The 24235-nt window shown below is 38.7% G+C and carries 12 protein-coding genes and 1 tRNA gene; 9 read left to right on the top strand and 4 right to left on the bottom strand.

All coding sequences use genetic code 11. The features are described 5' to 3' along the window. Positions 1-15: 15 nt before the first annotated feature. The 3 genes from AC0L3Q_RS02970 to AC0L3Q_RS02960 form a co-directional block, all read right to left on the bottom strand. On the bottom strand, positions 16-852 hold the full coding sequence (locus AC0L3Q_RS02970) for an aldo/keto reductase (RefSeq protein WP_473284988.1): 837 nt from the start codon (positions 850-852) through the stop codon (positions 16-18). 1 nt (position 853) lies between these two features. Beyond that, entirely contained in the window at positions 854-1141 is a 288-nt protein-coding gene (locus AC0L3Q_RS02965) for a sensor histidine kinase (RefSeq protein ID WP_473284986.1), read from the bottom strand. 77 nt (positions 1142-1218) lie between these two features. Continuing rightward, complete coding sequence (locus tag AC0L3Q_RS02960; RefSeq protein ID WP_473284984.1) at positions 1219-2241, bottom strand: cyclic nucleotide-binding domain-containing protein; 1023 nt, start codon at positions 2239-2241, stop codon at positions 1219-1221. 586 nt (positions 2242-2827) lie between these two features. Here AC0L3Q_RS02960 and AC0L3Q_RS02955 point away from each other — a divergent pair. The 3 genes from AC0L3Q_RS02955 (at position 2828) to AC0L3Q_RS02945 (ending at position 16604) form a co-directional block, all read left to right on the top strand. Continuing rightward, entirely contained in the window at positions 2828-13657 is a 10830-nt protein-coding gene (locus tag AC0L3Q_RS02955) for a PKD domain-containing protein (RefSeq protein ID WP_473284982.1), read from the top strand. 66 nt (positions 13658-13723) lie between these two features. Next, positions 13724-14641 carry a PorP/SprF family type IX secretion system membrane protein gene (locus tag AC0L3Q_RS02950; RefSeq protein ID WP_473284980.1) on the top strand — a complete coding sequence of 306 codons (918 nt, stop codon included), beginning with the start codon at positions 13724-13726 and terminating at the stop codon, positions 14639-14641. Positions 14642-14651: 10 nt separating this feature from the next. Beyond that, entirely contained in the window at positions 14652-16604 is a 1953-nt protein-coding gene (locus AC0L3Q_RS02945; protein WP_473284978.1) for an OmpA family protein, read from the top strand. Positions 16605-16739: 135 nt separating this feature from the next. On the opposite strand, the gene AC0L3Q_RS02940 is transcribed toward AC0L3Q_RS02945, so the two are convergent. Then, positions 16740-16821 (bottom strand) — tRNA-Leu (locus AC0L3Q_RS02940). Between the two features lie 157 nt (positions 16822-16978). Here AC0L3Q_RS02940 and AC0L3Q_RS02935 point away from each other — a divergent pair. From AC0L3Q_RS02935 to AC0L3Q_RS02910, 6 genes are all read left to right on the top strand, one after another. Next, a complete protein-coding gene (locus AC0L3Q_RS02935; protein WP_473284976.1) occupies positions 16979-17920 on the top strand; it encodes a ribose-phosphate pyrophosphokinase in 942 nt (313 codons plus the stop codon). Positions 17921-17944: 24 nt separating this feature from the next. Further along, on the top strand, positions 17945-18568 hold the full coding sequence (locus AC0L3Q_RS02930) for a 50S ribosomal protein L25/general stress protein Ctc (protein WP_473284974.1): 624 nt from the start codon (positions 17945-17947) through the stop codon (positions 18566-18568). 230 nt (positions 18569-18798) lie between these two features. After that, positions 18799-19428 carry an aminoacyl-tRNA hydrolase gene (gene pth / locus AC0L3Q_RS02925; protein ID WP_473284972.1) on the top strand — a complete coding sequence of 210 codons (630 nt, stop codon included), beginning with the start codon at positions 18799-18801 and terminating at the stop codon, positions 19426-19428. A gap of 51 nt (positions 19429-19479) precedes the next feature. Next, a complete protein-coding gene (locus AC0L3Q_RS02920; protein ID WP_073321670.1) occupies positions 19480-20412 on the top strand; it encodes a bifunctional riboflavin kinase/FAD synthetase in 933 nt (310 codons plus the stop codon). Beyond that, a complete protein-coding gene (locus AC0L3Q_RS02915; protein WP_473284970.1) occupies positions 20409-21740 on the top strand; it encodes an HTTM domain-containing protein in 1332 nt (443 codons plus the stop codon). The genes AC0L3Q_RS02920 and AC0L3Q_RS02915 overlap by 4 nt, the downstream gene beginning before the upstream one ends. A 328-nt stretch (positions 21741-22068) precedes the next feature. Beyond that, entirely contained in the window at positions 22069-23697 is a 1629-nt protein-coding gene (locus AC0L3Q_RS02910; RefSeq protein ID WP_473284968.1) for an ATP-binding protein, read from the top strand. Positions 23698-24235: the final 538 nt, after the last annotated feature.

Genomic DNA, 24235 nt, shown 5'->3' with positions numbered 1-24235 from the left:
GTGTTTACTTCGGCCTTAAAAATTAAAATTATCTGGATCTGGCCCAGTACGTTTATTTTGATCTAAGGCATCTATCCGATCCATATCCTCTTGGGATAATTCAAAATCAAACAGATCGGCATTGGATTGTATTCTTTCTTTTTTTACAGATTTGGGGATGGTAACTACGCCTTTCTGAAGATTCCATCGCAACACAATTTGTGCAACGGTCTTTTTATATTTCTCGGCGAATTGATCCAGGATCTTCAGATCAAATATTTTTCCTTGCATCATTGGGGACCAGGCTTCGTATTGAATATGATGCTGATTGCAAAAATCGATCAAATCTTGCTGTACAAGGTGCGGATGAAATTCCATTTGATTGACCATAGGAACAATTTCGGTATGTTGCATCAAATCTTCGAGATGATGTTTCATAAAGTTACTCACCCCAATCGCTCTAATTTTTTTCTCTTTATACAATTGCTCCAGGGCTTTCCAGGTATCGATATATTTTCCTTGTACCGGCCAATGCACCAAATACAAATCCAAATAGTCCAGCTGCAATCTGTTTAGGCTATCTTCAAACGCTTTCAAAGTACTTTCGAATCCCTGATCGGCATTCCATACTTTGCTTACCACAAAAATATCTTCTCTGGGGATTGCGCTTGTTTGTATGGCTCTTCCTACTCCTTCTTCATTCTTATAAATACTTGCTGTATCGATATGCCTATACCCTGTTTCTAATGCCCAGTGTATAGCGTCTACCACCTCTTCTTCATTGTCGGCCAAATACACTCCCAAACCAAAATAGGGCATACCCACCCCATTATGCAATTGAAATGTACCTTGTATATCTGTAATCGTTTTCATGTTATTCTATAGGTAAACAAACGGTGAATGTGGTTGCTCCAGGTTGTGAGGTCACTTTTATATCTCCGTTGTGTTGGTTAATAATTCGTTGCACTACTTCTAATCCTATTCCTGTACCTTCCCCAATACTTTTAGTAGTAAAAAAGGGATCAAAAATACTCCCGATATGTTCTTGCGGAATTCCTTTACCGTTATCGGTAATATCAATCTTGATAAAACTTTTGTCTTTGTTGGTAGCAATTTGCAATCGGCCCGAAGGCTCCATAGCATCCACCGCATTATCGATCAAATTGGTCCAGACCTGATTGATCTCGCTGATATATATTTGGGGGTGTGGTAGCTCTGTAGCAAAATGCTTTTCTACTTCTATATTTTTTTCTTTAGTTTATGTTTTAACATCACCAATGTGCTATCGATCCCGGTATGGATATCGGCTGCTACTTTTTCCTGAGCCCGATCCATATGGGTATAGCTTTTTACCGATTGCACCAGTTTGGATATTCTATCCGAAGCTTCACTAATCTCATCCACAATTTTTTCGGTAGTCAATACATTCTCTATCCATTCTACCGCACTGGCAAAGTTCTCTTCTCCGGTAGTGTCATAAATCTTTTGCAAGGCATCAATATCGATACAAAAATCGATCAGGGTCTCGGTAAGTTCGAATGCATCTTCCAGCCCGTGATCTTCTAGCCATTCCTCTAACTCATCTTCTTTTTCAGCACGTTCTGTGAGTTTCATATTGTTCTCAGGACGATTCGTAATGCTATTGAAAAGAATATCGTTGATGATATCTACTTGTTCCCCTCTAATGCGTAAGGAAGTCACTCTTTTAAACTTTTCTGGGACATGCGACAAGTGTTTCTTCAAGGCTTTGGCACTGCTCACCATTGCGGATGCCGGATTATTCAACTCATGGGCCAAGCCTGCCGACAATTTCCCCAAGGCCATCATCTTTTCTGACTGCACATTGTTTTTGGTAAATTCTCGCACCCGAGAGGTCATATTATGCACCAAGGATTCTGTGAGTTCATAATGATTAGCCACCATTTCTTTAAAAAAGGATTTCTCTAGAAGAAGGATTTTGGCATCTTGGGTGACCTCTCCGTAGCCAGCAGCAGAACTCATTCTGGAAAATGGTAATAGCCCTGCAATGCCATTTTTCGAAATTTCCCCAACTACTTTAAAGTTTCCATTTTGCTCTAATTTGATGATGATTTTCCCTTCGAGAATAATCGATAAATGCTCGGTAGCATCTCCTCTTTTAAACAGAAATTCTCCTTGTTTAAACGTCTCAATATCAGATTTATCGATCAACCATTGCAATTGCTGGTCAGGAACATTCAAGAAATCGGGTATTTCTCGTAGTTGTTGTGTGGTTGGTTTCATTAGCTAAAATTACCTAATTAAAACCCATATTACAATACCAATAAGTGAGACAAATCTTAAGATTTTGATAAAACTTCAGTGTACAACCGAGATTTTTAACCTGATTCAAAGATGGTATAATTATGATTTCATTATTAAAAACGAAGAAATTATAAATTCTAAAAAAAACAAGAGTACTATTTGTAGTATCCATTTGTTAAAACCTTCTGAATTTTAACATTTTAACTCAAGGATTATTAAGGCAATTTTTCAAGTTAAATTCCCCATTTTTTGCAGAAGTTTTAAACATAGTAAACAGTCTATAAACCCCCATAAACATTACTGTTTTTTATGGTTTTCCGTAAAAAAAATAACTGTTAAAAAGTATCTATTTTGAGGTTTTTACGCATACGGATTTCCGGTATTTAATCATACCTTTTTAACAAAATTATAAGCTATTATTTTTGTTCCTATAACTAAAATGTCTTTTGTCGAAAAAATAGGTATTTAATCGGTTTTTGTGTGTTTTTGACAATTCGTATTCCCTTCCTTTTTTCTAGAGTTTAACAAAATTTATAGCAACTTATCAGTAACACTAACCATCGTTATGAAGAAAAATTACTTCCTCAATTCTGTATGTACCTTTTTCCATTTGAAACCCAATTATGTTTATAACTGGTTATTTATTTTAGGCCTGATATTTTGGAGTATACCAAACGTACAAGCCCAAAGTTGTACCTTAAATGCGGGGATAAATCAAACCATTTGTGTGAATGATGTAATGCAGCTAGATGGTACTAGCCCAGACACCTATGCTTCTGGACCTACCTGGACACAAATATCAGGACCTACTGTAACTATTAGCGATCCTAATATAGATAACCCTATCATTACAGGCTTTATTGGAGGTAATACGTATGGTTTTAGATATTCAGCCGAATGTTTTAACGGTGATACTCCTTTTCAAGACGTAGAAATTACTGTGTTACCCATAACTGAAGCTACAGCCTCTCCTGATATTGCTTCTTGTCCTGACAGTTCTGGGTCCTTGATCATCAATGGTAATGCTCCAACAAATCCAGGTGAAACTGGTGCTTGGTCCATTGTAGGTTCTAATAATGCAGGAGTAAGTATCTCTTTACCTACTTCAGCCTCTACACCGATAACCTTACCCGAGGGAAGCGCAGGAACAACTACTTTACGCTGGACGATAACTGGACCTACAGATCCTGGATCGGGTATATTTTGTGAATCTTTTGCAGAAATCAATGTAACTAACTTTGGTGGAGAGCAACCCATTGATGCTGGCCCCCCACAAAATTTAGATAGTTGCTATACTGTAAGTCAATCGACCAATCTCAATGGTTCCTTTGCGGGTAATAATATTAATGGTCAGGTGGGGACATGGAATTTTGTAAGTGGCCCTACAGCACCAATAATTACGGACCCTAATGATAACACTACCGGAATAAGTAATTTAACAGAAGGAACCTATGTATTTCAATGGACGGTTACCGGACCTTGTGCTTCTGGCACAGATACCGTAACTATAACAGTGGATCCTGCTACACAAGATGTAACTCCAGCAACTATTGATAATGATAACCAACGATTTTGTGATGCCAGTATTACCCAAACTACCTTAGTAGGATCTACTCCAGACTTTACCAATGAGACAGTATTGTGGGAGCAAATAGATGGCAATCCACCTGTAACTATAGTAGACCCCACCAATAGTACTACACAAGTCACGGGTCTAACAGCACCAAACTCTTATCAATTTCGATATACTATAACAAATACTGTTACAGGCTGTGACTCTTCAGACACAGTGCGAGTAAGGTATAATACTAACCCAATAAGTATAAATACTTTTCCTCCTCCTCTTCCTGCAGATCCCAATACGGACGACGATAGCCTAGACGATGTTGTAGGGGCATGTGGTCAAACTTCATTTTCTATTCCGTTTGTTTTCAATAGTGGAACTCGTACTGAATATACAATCTTAAGCGGGCCTGTTAACCCTTCTATAAGCTATGGCACTCCTATTAATGCTGGTAGTAGTCCAACCACCATAAATGATTTGGATGTGGAGGGAACCTATACTATAGAATTTAAAAGATTACGAACAGGAAGTTCTTTACAAAGTTGTGATGAAGCTACGGATCTTGTTACTATTTCTGTTTCTCTTATACCTACAACTGCAAATGCTGGGTCCGATCAAACCTTTATTTGTGGACAAACTGGAGGTAATTTGGCTGGTAATGCCATAACCACTGGACAATCCGTTTGGTCTCAAATCTCTGGACCTAATACAGCAACCATTGCAGATATTTATGCGCAATCCCCTGCAATCTCAGACCTCATTCCTGGAGAATATGTTTTTAGATACTCCGTTTCTGCAGGTCCCAACTGTACGCCACCATCTTTTTCTGACACTACAGTATTCGTGTCACCATTAGATAATAATCCAGTAGAAGCAGGTGTAGATCAAACAGTATGTTTTAATGCTCCCGTACAATTGGCTGCAGATCCTCCTACAGATAGTCAAACAGGTACTTGGTCATCTCCAGATGGGATCGTTTTTGAAGACCCAAACGATCCTAACACCATAGCAACCGGGTTTGTCAACCCATCTACAGCTTATGTACTGACCTGGTCTTTAATCAACGATTTCACATTTTGTGGCCCTGCAGCTACGGACACCGTTACTATAACTACCACAGCTGATGAATCACCAACCATAGCAGATGCCGGAGCAGATGCTTGTCTTCCTTCTGGCACTACCAATATAACGCTGGCTGGTAATCCGGAACAACCTGATGAAACGGGAACTTGGACTGTAACACCATCAGCTGGTGTTGTTTTTGTAGATCAAAATCAGTTCGATACGGATGTAACTTTACCCGGTGATGGAACATATACATTTACCTGGACCATAGAATATACCGCTATCCCTCCTTCTCCAGCATGTACTGCTACTTCTGATAGTGTGGAGATAACTGTTGCTAATACTGCAACGGCAAATGCAGGACCTGATGACAGTTTTTGTGCCACTTCTTTTACCATGGCAGCTACAGACCCTGGAGCTTTAGGAACTGGAACTTGGAGCTTGGTGACCGGTAACGGAGGATTTACTGTTGATGATATTAATAGTCCCACAGCTACATTTTCTAATTTATTGGACGGCACCTATGAATTTGCCTGGACTGTATCTTTTGGAAGTTGCTCTACTGCTTCGGATACCGTAATTATCGATATCGGGATACCAGTAACCCCAGCAGTTATACAAGGTGGAGATCAAGTTATCTGTTCTGACAATAATACAACAATCACCGCAGATCCATTAAATAATCCTATAACCGAATCAGGGTCATGGACCGTTTTATCGGGTCCAAATACCCCTTCTATTAGTAATCCAAGTAGTAATAGCATTACTGTAAATGATCTTACAACGGGTACTTATATCTTTAGGTGGACTACAGTAGGTAGTTCTCCTGTATGTGACCCCCGAACAGACTCGGATGAAATTCAGGTAGACGTATTTGCGCCTGCAGATGCGGGAGATGATCAAGACTTATGTCAAGTAACAAGTGTTTTTCTGGAAGCTACTACAGTAACAACCGATCCTGATGCAACAACTGTTACCACAGGTACCTGGTCCGAAGTCACTGCTAACGGGGCTGTTATCACCCAATCTCCAGCAAATAGTAATACTGCAAACGCAACAGTTGTTCCTGGAAATACGTATACATTCAGGTTCACCACAGATTATACAGGGGCAGGAGTTACATGTAATAATTTTGATGATGTGACCATAACCGTTAGTGATGGCCCTAGTATGGATCCTGAAGCAGGCTTACCGCGTTTTGTTTGCTCGGATAACACCACATCAATCACACTTGCTGGAAGTACTCCCCCACCAGACCCTGGATTAACAGCTACGTGGACTATTGTTGATCAGCCAGGGACTTCGGCCTCAATTCCACTTGCGGAGATTAATAATCCTAATGCTACATTAAACGGGCTTAGCGAGCCTGGTGTCTATATTTTGGAATGGAATTATTCAATCAATAATTGTACAGATAAAGCAGATATAGTAAGAATCGAAGTATTTGAAGGTCCAGATCCTGTTGAAGCAGGACCAGATCAACCAAATGCTTGTCAAGATGATGTAACACTGGCAGCTACTACTCCTACCAGTGGTACGGGTCAATGGTCATTTGCAAATCCCGGAGACGATCCTTCGGGAGGTGTTGCCACTATCGAATTTCCAAATAACCCAAATTCTCCATTAATCAATGTACCAGATGATGTTGGTAATGACGGAATTGACGATGTATATATCTTAACCTGGACAGTGACAAATCCAAATACCGCTGCTTTTACAGATCCTGTATCTCCAAACTTGTGTGATCCTCAATCTGATACGGTTACCATAACATTTACAGGAGCGCCACCCTCACCAGCTGAAGCTGGACCTGATCAAGATCTATGTGATGCTACTCAAACTTTTATGGATGCTGACCCAATTACCAGTGGAGTAGGCACCTGGACACAAACAGCAGGGCCTGCCGGTCCAACCATCGCTGCACCGAACAACCCTGAAAGTTTGATTATTGATTTATCTCCGGGAACTTATGAATTTACCTGGACTGTAGTGGGAGGTGGATGTACCAATGTGGATACTATGGAAATTATCATACGATCTGATCCTATCATTGCTGAAGCTGGACCTGATCAGACACTTCCAGAGTTTTCCTTAGTAACACTAGATGCTACTGCAGCTACAGCAGGTCAAGGAATGTGGTCACAGGTATCTGGACCTAATGCTGCTAATATTGTAGATCCCTTAGACCCAGGTACTGATGTTACGGCTACCGTTGTAGGAACTTATGTATTTGAATGGGCCATAACCAATGGAGATTGTGATCCGGCAACAGATCAAGTTACCATCAACATCACACCGGTTGCGGATCTGCAACTCACAAAATCGGTTACCCCTTCTTCGGTTAATATAGGGGATCAAGTTACATTTAGTATTGAAATTTTTAATGATAATACTACCCTAACCAATTCTTCTGATGCAAGTGGAGTTATTGTCGAAGATCTAATTCCACTTGGTTATACTCTTGTTCCTGGAACAGTAAGTAATGGAGGTGTTTATAATGCCGGAAATCAGTCAATAACATGGACAGGGTTAGCAATTACCAGTGGAGCTATCTTAACACTAACATATGATGTTACAGTAAACGCCACAGGACCTTATATAAACTCAGCTCAAATTACTGCTAGCGATCAGTTTGATCCTGACAGTGATCCCAGCGCAGATGAAACTGTAGATGATTTAGGAGATTCGGTTCCTGATGATGATGAAGATACAGCTAATGTTACCATTCAAACTGCAAATCTAGATCTCGATAAAACTGTTTCACCAGGTTCTGCCGATGTGGGAGATTCTGTCGTGTTTACAATAACGGTTACAAACACTGGACCCGATACAGCAACCAATGTTAGTGTGATAGATCAACTTCCTGCAGGATTTTCCTATCAAACTGATAATAGTGGAGGTGATTATGCCCCAGGATCTGGAGTATGGACCGTAGGTACTGTAGCTGTGGGTGTACCAGCAAGTATACAGATTACAGCTCTTGTAAATGCCCCTACCGGTGCTACAGGAGAATATACCAATATAGCCGAAATTTCTGCCAGTGATCAAGTAGATCCAAATAGTACACCCAATAATGATGATGGGGATCAAAGCGAAGATGATGAAGATAATGCAAGCATCCCTACCCCAGAAGTCTCGGACCTAAATATCAGTAAAACTGTAAGTAACACTACTCCTAACGTAGGTGAGGTCGTTACCTTTACTCTTACCATTACAAACGATGGACCGGATGATGCCTCAGGAGTCGATATACAAGATATCGTACCGGATGGATATAGTAATATCACAAACATCAGTGCGCCAGGTAGTGAAACTGCAGGAACAATCACATGGGCGTCGCAAGCAGTAACTACAACGACTCCACTAGTACTTACTTTTGATGCAACCGTAGATGCACCAACAGGTACTGCCAATGAATATCTAAATGTAGCACTCATAACTGATAGTGATCAGTTTGATCCCGATAGTGATCCTGCTACGGATAATACCGTAGATGATAACGGTGATGGAATACCGGATGATGATGAAGATACAGCAGTAGTAACCCCACAAGCAGCTGACCTAAGCATCGATAAAACCGTTAGTAATTCTTCACCTAATGTAGGAGATGTGGTCACTTTTACACTTACCATCACCAATGATGGACCTGATAATGCAACAGGAGTTGACATCGAAGATGTAGTGCCTGGTGGGTATAGTAATATCACAAACATTAGTACCCCAGGTAGTGAAACCGGAGGAACAATCACATGGGCATCTCAATCTATAACAGTTGGTATACCACTTGTACTTACTTTTGATGCGACTGTAGATGCACCAACTGGTACCGCCAATGAATACCTGAATATAGCTCAAATAACAGATAGTGATCAGTTTGATCCTGATAGTGACCCTACAGCTGACGAGACCGTAGACGATAATGGTGATGGAATATCTGATGATGATGAAGATACGGCTGTAACAACACCACAATCTGCAGATTTAAGTATCACAAAAGGATTACAAAGCGGTAGTGCTACTCCTGATGTAGGAGATACACTAACCTATGTTCTTACCATTACCAACGATGGACCAAATGATGCTACAGGAGTAACCATAGAAGACGTATTATCCAATGGATTAATACTGGGAACTGTAAATGATGGAGGAGCTGATATTGGTGGAAACACTGCAGAATGGACCAACCTATTTGTTCCTGCTAGTAGCTTTATTACACTCACCTATCAAGCTACTGTAAACCCTCCTGGCGCAGGAGTAACCTATAACAATGTCGCTCAGGTAACAGCAAGTGATCAATTTGACCCTGATAGTGATCCAACAAGCGATGAAACTGTAGATGACCTAGGAGATACTATTGCCGATGATGATGAAGATACATTTGTAGTTGCACCTACCTCGGCAGATTTAGAACTCTCTAAAAGTTTTACCGATGGTAATGGAGCTCCGGTAAATGTAGGTGATGTATTAACATTTACATTAGCTATTGCTAATAATGGACCTAATGATGCTACAGGAGTTGCTATAGAAGATGTATTACCTATAGGATATAGTATTGTACCAGGAAGTATAGATAACGGAGGAATTTACAATGCCGGTGCTACAACAATTAATTGGAGTAGCCTTACCATTCTAAATGGAACTACCTCTACATTGACATATGATGTCCAAGTCAATGCACCTACAGGAACTCCAGGAGAATATACTAATCTAGCACAAATCATAGCTAGTGATCAGTTCGATCCCGATAGTGATCCTACTACAGATCAAACCGTAGATGAAGATAATGCCGATGGGGATAACAATACAACAACAGGAGGTGATGACGATGATGAAGATACTGTAACCACAACCCCTGCACAAGCAGATCTAACTATAGCCAAAGGAATCAGTGCTACCTCTAGTGCAACTCCTAATGTGGGAGATACAGTAACCTTTGAGATTGTAATTACAAATAATGGACCTCAAGATGCTACAGGTATTGATATAGAAGATATCGTTCCTGCAGGATATACCAATATTACCAATATCAGTGCTCCTGGAGTATTAACAGGAAATACAATCAATTGGAATAACCTATCCTTAACCACTGCAGCAGCTACACTTACCTTAAGTTATGAGGTAGAAGTCGTAGCCCCTACTGGTACTGCTAATGAATACCTAAATGTAGCTCAAATAACAGATAGTGATCAGTTTGATCCTACCAGTACCCCTAATAACGATGATGGGGATCAAAGCGAAGATGATGAAGATAATTTTGAAGTAACTCCGCAAGTAGCGGACCTGAACATCAATAAAACTGTGAGTAACACTACTCCTAACGTAGGGGAGGTTGTTACCTTTACCCTGACCATTACCAACGATGGACCAGATGATGCCTCAGGAGTAGATATACAAGATATAGTACCAGATGGATATAGCAACATCACAAATATCAGTGCTCCAGGTAGTGAAACCGCAGGAACAATCACTTGGGCGTCGCAAGCCGTAACTACAACCACTCCACTAGTACTTACTTTTGATGCAACGGTAGATGCACCAACGGGTACTGCTAATGAATATCTAAATGTAGCACTCATAACGGATAGTGATCAGTTTGATCCCGATAGTGATCCCACTACAGATAATACCGTAGACGATAACGGTGATGGAATACCTGATGATGATGAAGATACAGCAGTCGTAACCCCACAAGCAGCTGACTTAAGCATAGCTAAAAGTATTGATAATACAAGCCCTAATGTGGGAGATACTGTGACATTTACTCTGGTGGTAACCAATGCCGGTCCAGATCCTGCTACGGGTGTAGCTGTAGAAGACATATTGCCTAACGGGTTTACCGTGGTGAGCGTAACAGCTCCTGGTACAGCAGACATTCCGAATAATACAGCAAACTGGACAACACTTAGCGTACCTGCTAATAACGGTAGCGTAACACTTACCTATACCGCAACGGTTAACGCTCCTGGAGCTGGAGTCAACTATACCAACGCAGCACAAATTACAGCCAGTGATCAGTTTGATCCTGATAGTGACCCTACAGCAGACGAAACTGTAGATGATAATGGAGATGGAATACCTGATGATGATGAAGATGCCATTACTATACCACCAGCAACAGCAGATCTATCTTTAACAAAAACAGTGGTTGATGGTGATTTAACTCCACTAATAGGACAGGAAATCACATTCCAAATACAGGTATTTAATGATGGCCCTCAAGATGCTACAGGGGTAGAAGTTACTGATGTATTGCCTTCCGGATACGATTTCGTCCTTTTCAGCTCAACAGAAGGGACTTATAACGAAACCACTGGTATTTGGACTCTTGGTAACATTGCTAGTGGTACTTCGGAAACCTTACTGATAGATGTACTGGTGAACCCAACAGGAGATTATTTAAACGTAGCTCAGATTACAAATTCTGATGTTTTTGATATTGATTCTGCTCCTAACAATGATGATGGAGATCAAAGTGAAGATGATGAAGACAATGCAGTTGTAACTCCAGTCGCTCCTATATCTGATCTTTCGCTCACCAAAATCGTTGTTGATGGAGACACTACTCCGCTTATTGGTTCCGAAATTACGTTTCAGATTACCATTACAAATGATGGACCGCAGGATGCCACTGGTGTGGAAGTGACCGACCTGCTACCTTCAGGCTACGACTTTGTTTTATTTAGTTCTACCGTTGGTGGTTATAATGAAGCTACTGGTATTTGGACTGTTGGTAACATTGCTAGCGGGACCTCAGAAACATTACTAATTGACGCTTTAGTAAATCCAACGGGTGACTATTTAAATATTGCTCAAGTAACAGCATCAGACATATTAGATTCTGATTCGGCACCAAACAACGATGATGGAGATCAAAGTGAGGATGATGAAGACAATGCAATAGTTACTCCTGTTGCATCTAGTGCTGACTTATCTTTAGTTAAAACTGTTGTAGATGGAGATACTATGCCTGCAATCGGAACAGAAATCACCTTTCAGATTACAGTATCAAATGACGGGCCACAAGATGCTACTGGAGTTGAAGTTACAGACCTGTTACCCTCTGGATTTGATTTCATTCTTTTCAGTTCATCGACTGGAAGCTATGACGAAAATACTGGAATATGGACCTTGGGTAATATTGCTAGTGGAACTTCAGAAACACTCTTAATTGATGTGTTAGTGAATACAACTGGAGATTATCTTAATATCGCTGAAATTTCAGCATCAGATATTATGGATCCTGACTCTACTCCAGGTAACGATGATGGTGACCAAAGCGAAGATGATGAAGATAACCAATTGATCACTCCAGTGGATGCCATTGCAGACTTAGTGCTAGAAAAAACAGTAGTGGACAATGATATCACTCCAAATGTTGGAGACGAGATTACATTCCAAATAACGGTTACCAACAATGGTCCTGATGTAGCAACCAACGTAGAAGTTGTTGACCAACTCCCAATTGGATTCGATTTCATCCTCTTCAGTGCTACTTCTGGAACATATGATGAAACCACCGGAGTATGGAATGTAGGAACTATCCCCAACGGAAGAACACAAACACTATTTATAGATGTATTAGTAAATACTCCAACTGGTACTCCAAACGAGTATATCAACGTTGCAGAAGTTACAGCTAGTGATCAATTAGATCCTAACAGTACCCCAGGGAACAATGATCTTTCTGAAAATGACCAAGATGATATTCAAGTATTTGTAGAACGTGCAGATTTAAGTTTAGACAAGTCGGTAAGCAATGTAAATGCAAATGTTGGTGAAGTTATAACTTTCACACTGCAGATAAACAACGCTGGACCGGATATCGCAACTGGAGTTGCAGTACAGGATATTGTACCTATTGGATACAGTAATATCACAAATATAAGTAATGGTGGTACTCTGGTGGGAAATGTTATTGATTGGACAGGATTGACTGTAGACACAGGTGGTTTGTTTGTGACCTATCAAGCAACCGTGAATCTCCCTACTCTAGAGGACGGAGAATATCTCAATATTGCTCAAATTACCGCAAGTGATCAATTTGATCCGAATAGTACCCCTAATAATGATGATGGAGATCAAAGTGAAGATGATGAAGACAGTTCATTTATTGAAACTCCTTTAACTGATATTCAAGTTACTAAAACGGTTAGTGATCCTAATCCTGCCATTGGAGATGTAATAGTGTTTACTATAACCGCTAACAACTTGGGGTCTTTGGACGCAACCTCTATCGAAATCTTGGATCGACTCCCTACTGGTTATCGATTTGAGTCTTCGACGGCTACTTCGGGAACTTATAATGAAGTATCAGGAATATGGACGCTTCCTTTAGTTGCGGGTAACAGCTCTCAAACGCTCGAAATAACGGTAGAAGTCCTAGATATTGATGATTACGTGAATATTGCTTCCCTTATCTCTTTGGATCAGGTTGATGCAAACTCAGACAACGATGAAGATCAGGTTACTATAGACACAATTTGTTTAACCGTATTCAATGAGTTTTCTCCAAACAATGATGGAGTGAATGACACCTTTGTTATCGATTGTATTGATAGATTTCCTAACAACAAACTTATCATTTACAATAGATGGGGTAATATCGTATATCAAAAAGAGGGATATGATAACTCTTTTAACGGAACTTCAAATGGTAGAGCAGTTTTATATACTGAAGAAAAACTTCCAGTAGGAACGTACTATTACATTTTGGATTTAGGCAATGGTAGTCCAACCCGAGCCGGATGGTTATACATTAACAGATAAATCTACCTATCGATGCGAAAAAATATAAAAAAAGAAGATCTACTTATAAAAAATTTGACGAAAGCAATGAATACAGCCATTAGAAAAAACATAGGGATTGTTATTGTATTCCTTTCATTTTGTGCACATGCCCAACAAGATCCACAATTTACGCAGTACATGTACAATACACTAAGTGTAAACTCAGCATATGCCGGATCTAGAGGTAACTTTAATGCCATAGGGATCCATCGTTCTCAATGGGTAGGGATCGAAGGTGCACCAAGAACACAAACATTTACATTGGATTCTCCTATTGGTAAAAAAGTAGGTTTAGGATTGTCGGTCATTAATGATCAAATAGGACCTGCAGATGAGTTCTATCTCGATGTTAATTTTTCATATACGATCCAGGCTTCTTTAACTCATAAACTATCTTTTGGTGTTAAAGGTGGAGGAAGGCTTTTTAATATTGACTGGACACGGGGACAAGCTCAAAACCCTGATATTCTATTTCAGCAAAATATCAATAACAAATTTCTACCTACGGTTGGTGCGGGTTTATACTTGCACAGTGAAAGAAGTTATTTAGGGATCTCCATTCCTAACTTTTTTACGGATCAACATTATGATGATATTCAGCAATCACTGGCATCAGAACGTTTACACTTTTTCTTAATTGGAGGATTAGTATTTGATATCAATACAGATATTAAATTTAAACCTGCCTTTTTACTCAAACATGTAGTAGGAGCGCCATTAATAGTTGATCTATCGGCAAACTTTATGTTCTACGATAAATTTAGATTAGGTGCTGCATATAGATGGGATGATTCATTTAGCGGTTTAGCTGGATTTCAGGTTTCTCCCACACTGTTAATAGGATATGCCTATGATTACACAACTACAGAATTACAACGATTTACCACAGGTAGTCATGAAATTATGGTTCGTTTTGAACTTATTTCTTCCGAAAAGAGATTAAAATCACCTAGGTTCTTTTAAAATAAATCAAATGAAATATATTTTTACAATAAGCATAATAGTACTTAGCATTTTTGTTGGTAACGCTCAAAAGAAATACAAACGAGCTGATGATTTATTTGACAAAATGTGGTATATCGAAGCTGCAAAAGAATATGAATCCGCTATAGATCAAGGTGATATATCTTCAGAAGTCTTTCAGAAAGCAGGAGACGCCTACTACTTCAATACGGATATGGAAGGAGCATATAAATGGTATGATCGATTAATTTCAGAATATCCAAAAGAAGTAGATGCCGAATATATTTTTAGATATGCCCATGCATTGCAAGGAATAGGAGAATATAAACAAGCCAAAAAATGGATGAAAAAATTCTCTGAAAAAGCCAAAAATGAAGATCCAAGAGCTGAAAAATATTCACAAAATAAAATCACTGTAGAGGATATCTTGGATATCGAACCTCAATTTACATTAAGAAATCTGGATATCAATACTGAATATTCAGACTTTGGGCCGATGTACTATAAAGATCAACTAGTATATTCTTCTGCCATAGATTCATCATACTATGAAGAAAGAAGATACCATTGGAATGAACAACCTTTCTTGAGTCTGTATTTAGGCAGAATCAATCCGTTGCAAACCGATGTAACGCTGATCGAAGAGTTTAGCGAAGAAATCAACACCCGATATCATGAAGCTACGGTTTCATTTTCTCTGGATGAAAGAAAAATCTACTTTACCAGAAATAATTATGATGGTAATTTAGGACGTGATCAGGACGGTGTCAATCATCTCAAATTGTATAGTGCTGTTTTAAAAGAAGATGAGGACGGAAATACAATCTGGGAGGATATAAAAGAGCTACCGTTCAATAGTGATGATTATTCTGTAGGACACCCAGCAGTTAGCCCTGATGGAAAGCAGTTATATTTTGTGTCAGACATGCCAGGATCGATAGGTGCTACGGATATTTTTGTTGTTGATATCCTGGAAAATGATCAATACTCTCAACCACGTAACTTAGGAAATGACATTAATACCTATGGCCGTGAAATGTTCCCTTATATTACTGGCAACAGGCTTTATTTTGCCTCTGATGGACATTTGGGATTAGGAGGATTAGATGTTTTTCAAGCTGGTTATGTTATAGAAAATGTTTTTAATACCCCAATTAACTTGGGCGCTCCTCTGAACAGTAAACTAGATGATTTTGGGTTTATAATCAAGGAAGATCTTAATACAGGTTTTGTATGTTCAAACAGAAAATCAGGAAAAGGCGATGATGACATTTATTCTTTTGAACGTACTCCTATTGAAACGTGTACTCAAAATGTATTTGGATATCTTTCTAATATAAAAACAGGAGAAAAAATTTCTGGTGTAACTGTCAGTCTTTTCTCCAAAAATGGAGAAAAAATAGAGGAAGCGATCACTGGAGTAAATGGTGATTACAATTTTGTTACTCCCGTAAGTTGCTCCGAAAAGTATAAAGTAACCGCTATAAAAAAGGGATACAACTCAAATTCTAAAGATTTTGAAACATCCTCTATTACCGGTAAAACAGAGGTACCTCTAGGCCTAGATACCGTAGATGAGTTAATCGTAGAAGAAAATGGTCAACTTAAAATAAAAATTGGGATTATTTACTTTGATTTAGACAAATCCTTTATCAGAAATGATGCGGCTATAGAACTTAATAAAATAGTCTTACTAATGACGCAATATCCCAAAATGAAAATCAAGGTTGAATCTCATACTGATTCCAGGTCACCCGATGATTATAATTTATCCCTTTCGGATCGCAGAGCTAAATCTACTAAAGCCTATTTAGTATCACAAGGTATTAATGGAGATCGCATAGAAAGTGCCATTGGGTACGGAGAAACTCAATTGATTAACAATTGCACGAATGATGTCCCCTGCTCTGAAGCAGATCATCAGCTCAATAGAAGGTCTGAGTTTATTATTACGAAAATATGATTTTATCTTTCAACACATGGGGAGCTATTTTTGCAGAAATACCCAAACAGAAACAGAGTATCTTTACCTCACTGGAAGATAACAGCATCTAGAAAATAAAAACGGTCCTTTTGATTTTCAAAAGGACCGTTTTTGTACTCAAGGTGGGAATCGAACCCACACTCCCGAAGGAACTGGATTTTGAATCCAGCGCGTCTACCAATTCCGCCACTTGAGCAATTTGGTATTGAATTGGACGGCAAAATTAAAAAAATATTTATTCCCTACCAGCAAATAAGTAATAAAATAAGCAGGAGAGTTAAAATAAATTTTTAAATTTGCACCTTGTTTTTCAAAAGTTAGTTTTAACTCGTTACAATACAACATTTTACCCTATGCCACCCGTAAACACTGAAGCAAAATTTTTTGCGTGTAATCAAAGTACAGAACTTGCAGAAAAAATAGTAACCGCTTACGGTGCAAAACTGGGAAATGTGATCACATCTACGTATAGTGATGGTGAGTTCCAACCTTCTTTTGAAGAATCGGTAAGAGGATCTCGAGTATTTATTATTGGGTCTACGCATCCAAACTCTGATCACCTTATGGAAATGCTATTAATGCTGGATGCTGCAAAAAGAGCGTCAGCCAGACATATTACTGCAGTATTACCTTATTATGGGTGGGCGCGACAGGATAGAAAAGATAAGCCTAGAGTTCCTATTGCTGCAAAATTGATTGCCAAAATGCTAGAAACAGCAGGAGCAACAAGAATCATTACTATGGATCTACACGCCGATCAGATTCAGGGATTCTTTGAAAAACCGGTGGATCACCTGTATGCTTCTACGATTTTCTTGCCTTATTTGCAATCACTAAAGCTGGATGATTTGACTGTTGCATCTCCGGATATGGGAGGTTCCAAAAGAGCCTACGCCTATTCAAAAGCATTAAAAAGTGATGTAGTTATTTGTTATAAGCAACGTGCCAAGGCCAATGTGATTTCGCACATGGAATTGATTGGAGATGTAACCGGAAAAAATGTAGTATTAGTAGATGATATGGTAGATACTGCGGGAACGTTAACTAAGGCAGCAGATTTGATGATGGAAAGAGGAGCAAAAAGTGTAAGAGCGATTTGTACTCACCCAATTTTATCAGGTAGCGCTTATGACCGATTAAATGACTCAAAACTAGAAGAATTGATTGTAACCGATTCGATTCCTCTAAAACAACAAAGTGATAAAATTAGAGTGGTTAGCTGTGCAAATCTATTTGCCGATGTGATGCACCGAGTGCACCATAATGAGTCGATCAGCTCTAAGTTCATAATGTAAATTAGTAATATATAAATTTTTAAAATGAAATCATTAACAATCAACGCATCTCAAAGAGAAAGCGTGGGCAAGAAAGCAACTAAAGCCCTACGTAATGCTGGACAGGTACCTTGTGTGATCTATGGTGGAGACACTATTGTACACTTTGCAGCTCCAGAAATTGCTTTCAAAGACTTAGTGTACACTCCAGACGTTCATACCGTGGTAGTAGCGTTGGATAATGGCACAAAAATAAACGCGATTTTACAGGATATCCAATTTCACCCTGTAACCGATAAAATTTTACACATCGATTTCGTTCAAATCTTCGACGACAAGGCCATCACTATGGAAATTCCTTTCAGAACTGTTGGTAACTCTCGTGGTGTAAGAAATGGCGGTGTATTGCGTTTCAACCTTAGACGTATCAAAGTAAGAGGTCTTGCTTCCAAACTTCCTGATGTGATCGAAGGAGATATCACCGAGCTAAAAATTGGAAACAAATTATATGTAACCGATGTAGCAAGTGATGACTTTACGATTTTACACCCTGATAACACTGTAATTTGCCAGGTGAAAACATCTCGTAACGCGGTTGCGGAAGAAGAAGACGAAGAAGAAGGTGAAGCACCAGCTGCAGAAGCTACTGAAGCTGCTAGCGAAGCTTAATCATCTCTCATTGATAAAGTATAAAAGCATCCTGATCAATTTCGGGATGCTTTTTTTATTTTTGTTACGATTATTGAGGGGGTGTCCTCCGTTGCACTTCGGTCGGGCTATCCGTTTTTACTCCTCGATTATTCGCCCTTCGAGAGCACTTCGATATACTCAGTGTTCAACCTCAGGGCTCATAATCTGCGGGGTAATCACTACTATCCCTCACCCAAAAAAAGAACAATATGATTTCTGTTTTTAGAAAACTATTTTCAAAAGAGAAAAGAGAAATCCAGGAAGAAGATCCAATGAAAAAATTTCTTGTCGCTGGTTTGGGAAATATTGGTCCCAAATATCATAATACTCGCCATAATATCGGTTTTAAAATTTTAGATGCACTGGCAAAAGAAGAGGCCTTAACTTTTGAAACCAAAAAGTTAGGAGATCTTGCGCTTTACAAACATAAAGGACGTAGTATTATTCTTTTAAAGCCAAACACCTATATGAATCTGAGCGGTAAGGCCGTTCGCTACTGGTTAGAAAAAGAAAAGGTCCCCGTAGAAAACCTTTTGGTGGTGACCGATGATATCAATATTCCATTTGGTACGATCCGTCTCAAAGCCAAAGGCAGTGCAGGAGGACATAACGGACTTAAAGACATCGAAGCACAACTACAAACCTCAAAATATGCCAGATTTAGATTTGGGGTGGGGGCAGAATTTAGCAAAGGACGACAAGTAGATTATGTATTGGGCGAATGGAATGAAGAAGAAAACAGCGCAATGCCCGAACGAATTGAAAAAGGCATCGGACTCATCAAGTCGTTTGCAACGGCTGGTTTAGCCAATACTATGAACATCTTTAACGGAAAATAAAGAAATGTATACCAACATTTCCGTAATTTTATACTTCAAAAACTTTACTTCTTGAAACTATATCATAACGCCGATACATACACCAACATAACTCCAACCGTAGTGACCATAGGTACTTTTGATGGTGTACACATTGGCCACAAAAAAATAATTGAACGCCTGGTAGAAAGTGCAAAAACGAACGGAATAGAATCTGTTGTTCTTACCTTTTTTCCACATCCTAGAATGGTACTACAACAAGATTCTGATATCAAGTTAATCAACACCATCGATGAGCGCATTCAAATTCTAGAAAAAACCGGATTAGACAACTTGGTTATTCATCCGTTTACCAAAGAGTTTTCGAGACTTACTGCCGGAGAGTATGTGCAACAAATGCTGATCGATGCGCTTAATATCCGTCATGTCATCATAGGATATGACCACCGTTTTGGGCGTAATCGCAATTCGAATATCACCGATCTCGCTTCTTATGGGATTCAAAATGATTTTACGGTAGAAGAAATTTCGAAACAGGATATTGATGATGTAGCGATAAGCTCCACAAAAATACGACAGGCACTGGCTGATGGAGATATTATCAAGGCTAACACCTATTTGGGTTATAACTTTATGCTTACGGGTAAAGTCGTACGAGGAAAAGAACTCGGCAGAAAATTAAGTTATCCAACAGCCAACTTGCACATCCCCGAAGAGTACAAACTCATCCCAAAAAAGGGAGTATATGTGGTACAATCCAAAATCGACAACAAACTCTATTTTGGAATGATGAATATTGGGACAAATCCTACCGTAAATGGCGAGCAACAAACGATAGAAACGCATTTTTTTGATGCTTCTTTCAACTTATACGATAAAAAAATACAGATCGAAATGCTTAAACGCATTCGAGACGAGAAAAAATTCAATTCAGTCGAGGAACTTCAGGAAGCGATGCAACAAGATGAAGAATTTTCTCGCGAATACATAAATTCTTTGGTATGATCAATCGTTGGCTATTTACTCAAATTGATAATAGTGCCTTAATTATATTTAGAGTCTTTTTTGGATTCCTGATTGCTGCAGAAGCTATTGGAGCCATCTTTACCGGTTGGATCACCCGCACGATGATCGAACCTCAGTTTACTTTCAATTTTATCGGGCTGGACTTTTTACAACCTCTACCTGGTGACGGTATGTATTATTATTTTGCGGTAATGGGCATCTTTGGGCTTTTAGTCATGGTTGGGTTTAAATACCGATGGAGCATGCTAGCATATACCATTATGTGGGCTGGGGTGTATTTTATGCAAAAATCCTCATATAACAATCATTACTATCTCCTATTGTTATTATTGATCATGATGAGCGTATTGCCTGCAGGTAATTATTTTTCTATAGACGTAAAACGCAATCCTGCTCTAAAGAAAATATCTATGCCCCGTTGGTGTGTTTTGGTCATCATTGCACAACTTTGGATTGTGTACACCTATGCTTCGGTAGCCAAATTATATCCGGATTGGTTGAACTATAGTGTTGCCAAAAACCTGATGTTGGGTAGAGCATACTACCCTATTATTGGAGATCTGCTACAAGGACATTGGGCCCATGTAAGCATTACCTATTTTGGGATTTTGTTTGATTTACTTATTGTTCCTCTTCTCTTATGGAGAAGGACTCGATTAGCAGCATTTTTCTTCAGTATATTCTTTCATATTTTCAATTCGATCATCTTTCAAATTGGGATTTTCCCATATTTATCACTGGCTTTTACCGTGTTTTTCTTTTCCAAAGAGCGGATTCATGCCATTTTTATGAAAAAGAAAGAGTTTTACGATAAAAACGAAGTCATTGTACCCTCTTACAAAAAGATACTGATTCCTGTAGCTATAATTTGGTTTGTGATACAGATTGCCTTACCCGTTCGGCATTGGTTTATCCCAGGGGATGTGCTGTGGACCGAAGAAGGTCACCGTATGAGCTGGCGTATGATGTTGAGAGGGAGATCGGGTATTACTAATTTTTATGTGGTCGACAAAGCGGATCCTAAGGCAGAAAGAAAATATATCAATAAAAAGGACTACTTATCCAAAAAGCAATTGCGAACGGTAGCGGCCAAGCCGGATGCCATCTGGCAATTTGCGCAACGTCTTAAAAAAATATATGCCGAAGAAGGGAAAGACATTTCGGTATATGTAAAAAGTAGTGTTTCGGTAAACGGTAAAAAGCGCAGGCCTTTTATTGATCCCGAGGTGGATCTGGCCAACACCCCATGGAACTATTTTACTGCTAATCCCTGGATTATCAGGTATGATGATGATAAGGAAAAATAAAATTCCTTATTTTTAGATACGGTAATTATATGATTTTTAAAGGTTTGGGAAAGAATAGTTGGATCTTTTTTTTATTGTTTTCATTTTTTACTAAGGCACAAGATGAAAAAAAGACTGGTATACAGTTTTTGGAACAACACCAAATACTGTTGACAAACGGCTTCATGATGATCTTAAAAATGCCCAATCTCCGATTCGGAAAATAAAAATTATCGATACCATAGCGGCAATTCATATTAAGGCAGGAAATACCGATTCGATACTTTACTACGGAACACTGCTACAAGAAAAGATTACATCCCACAAAGATGAATTAACCGACTCAGAGTTGTATCTCTCCAAATCATACGATATTCTGGGTAAAGGGAAACTTAAAAAAGGGCTCTTAGATGATGCTATGCAACATTATCTAGATGGCATTAACGCTTCTCCCCTTTCCAAAATGAGTACCATGTATTATACGCATCAACTTGGTCTAGGTATAGTATATCTGAATCAGGAGAAGTACGATGCTGCCCTGCCAATTTTTGAAACTTGCCTGCAAAATACTGAAGATGATGAGATTCGTATTTTGGCAAAAAAGCACTTGGCCGATGTTTATTTTTTCAAAAAAGACATTCAAAAAGCAAAACCTCACTACCTGGAAGTACTCGAGCAGTTAAGCTTGCATAAAAATCACAAAGTAACTTTAGAAACTCAATTGAAGCTGGGGCGTATCGATCTGCATGAAAAAAATCTCGATAAAGCACTACAGTACTTTTTAAGCGTAAAAGACGAGGCCTTTCAAAATAACTTTTATGATTTATACATAGAAGCGGCTATTAGAATTGGGATTACCTATTACCGTCAAGGAAACTCTGAGATTGCCGAAATGGTGCTATCCTCTGCATACGTCAATGCGGTGCAATGGAATAAACTAAAACTCCAGGAAGATGTAATTATGGTCCTCAAAGATCTCAAGGTTGCCAATAAGGATTATAAAAATGCGTATAACCTCATGACGCAATACCTCTCTATCTCTAATCAAATTCTAAAAGCCCAAAATAAAAAAGTAGTTCAAGAATTAGAAATTAAATATCAAACCCTGCAAAAGGAAAAGGAAATTCTTGCTCTCAAAGAATCTCAACTATTGAAAGAAGGAGAAATCGAGAAACAGCGAACAATTAAAAAAGCATTTCTGATAGGTTTTCTGGTGGTTTTGTTCCCGGTAGTAGGATTGTTATTTGTATACTTTCAGAAATTAAAAACACAAATAGCTTTAAATAAATCTCAGGAAGAGGTCAACTCGCAAAAGGTGTATGGTTTAATGAAGGAACAGGAGCTTAATCTTATCAAAGCAACCATGGAGGGACAAGACAAAGAGCGTCAACGTCTCGCTCGGGAATTGCACGACAGTATTGGGGGGAATTTGGCAAGTATCAAATTACAGCTTTCAAATACTTCTGAATCAGACAAACAAAAGGTCAACATCATCAAACAGGTAGATGAAACCTATAATCAGGTACGAGATTTCTCTCACAATCTTACCCCAAAGAAATTTCAGAAAAACCCGATCACAGCGCTGGTAAGGGAGTACGTACATAATGTTTCCAATGGGAGTGACTCCAATATCTCTTTTCATCCTTATCCTGAAAGTGAAATCGATAAGCTTGAACCTTATCTTACCGAAGAGTTGTTTAAAATAGTACAAGAATTACTTACAAATTCGTTGAAACACGCAAAAGCCAAAAACATTGATATTTACATCAATAAAAATGATGATGTTATTCAACTACTATTCGAAGACGACGGATTAGGTTTTGATACCAACAAAACTACTGAAGGTATTGGTATCAAAAATATCAAAAACCGACTTAAGTCATTATCAGGGAAGTTGTTTATAGATTCTATGCTAGGTCGAGGAACGGTAGTCACCATCGAAATCCCTGTACTATCTCCCGTATCCAATTATCTGTAGTGTACTATTTTGTACTGCGAATATATCAACATCCCTGGATCATCAAATACGATCAAGAAGAATAATCACAAGGGCAAGGTGTGGTATAATTGCTGTCTAGCCCATATATCACACCTGTTTTTTGACCCTTATGTCCTCAACTTTATCAATTAAATTTGGTAATCGTCAATTAAAAATTAAAAAAAGAATAAAACAAAAGCAGTTGAGAAAACATCATACAATTCATGCTAAACTTTGCATGGTGTTGTTATCATATTTTATTTCGGTTAGGGTCGCCCGGATTTGAAATCCGAGCGATTTTTGTTTTAAAACCTAAAACCTCTGCTCTTAATATATCTTCCAATCTTTAGAGCTTTATTTATGGTCTCTTTGATTTTCTTAGAATTGTAATACTTCTTATGAGATCCATTAGACCTTCGGTTAGCTTTAAAATCCTTTATTATTTGACCATTATAAATATGTTTCACATCATACAAAATAGAGTAACCATTGTTTTTCCCTATTCTTTTATTCAAATAATCTCCTCCTTTACCTATTA

The organism is Aquimarina sp. KJ22-3 (assembly GCF_055808215.1).
Note: the sequence above shows the minus strand (reverse complement) of the source record. Positions and strands in the feature narration are given on the sequence as shown.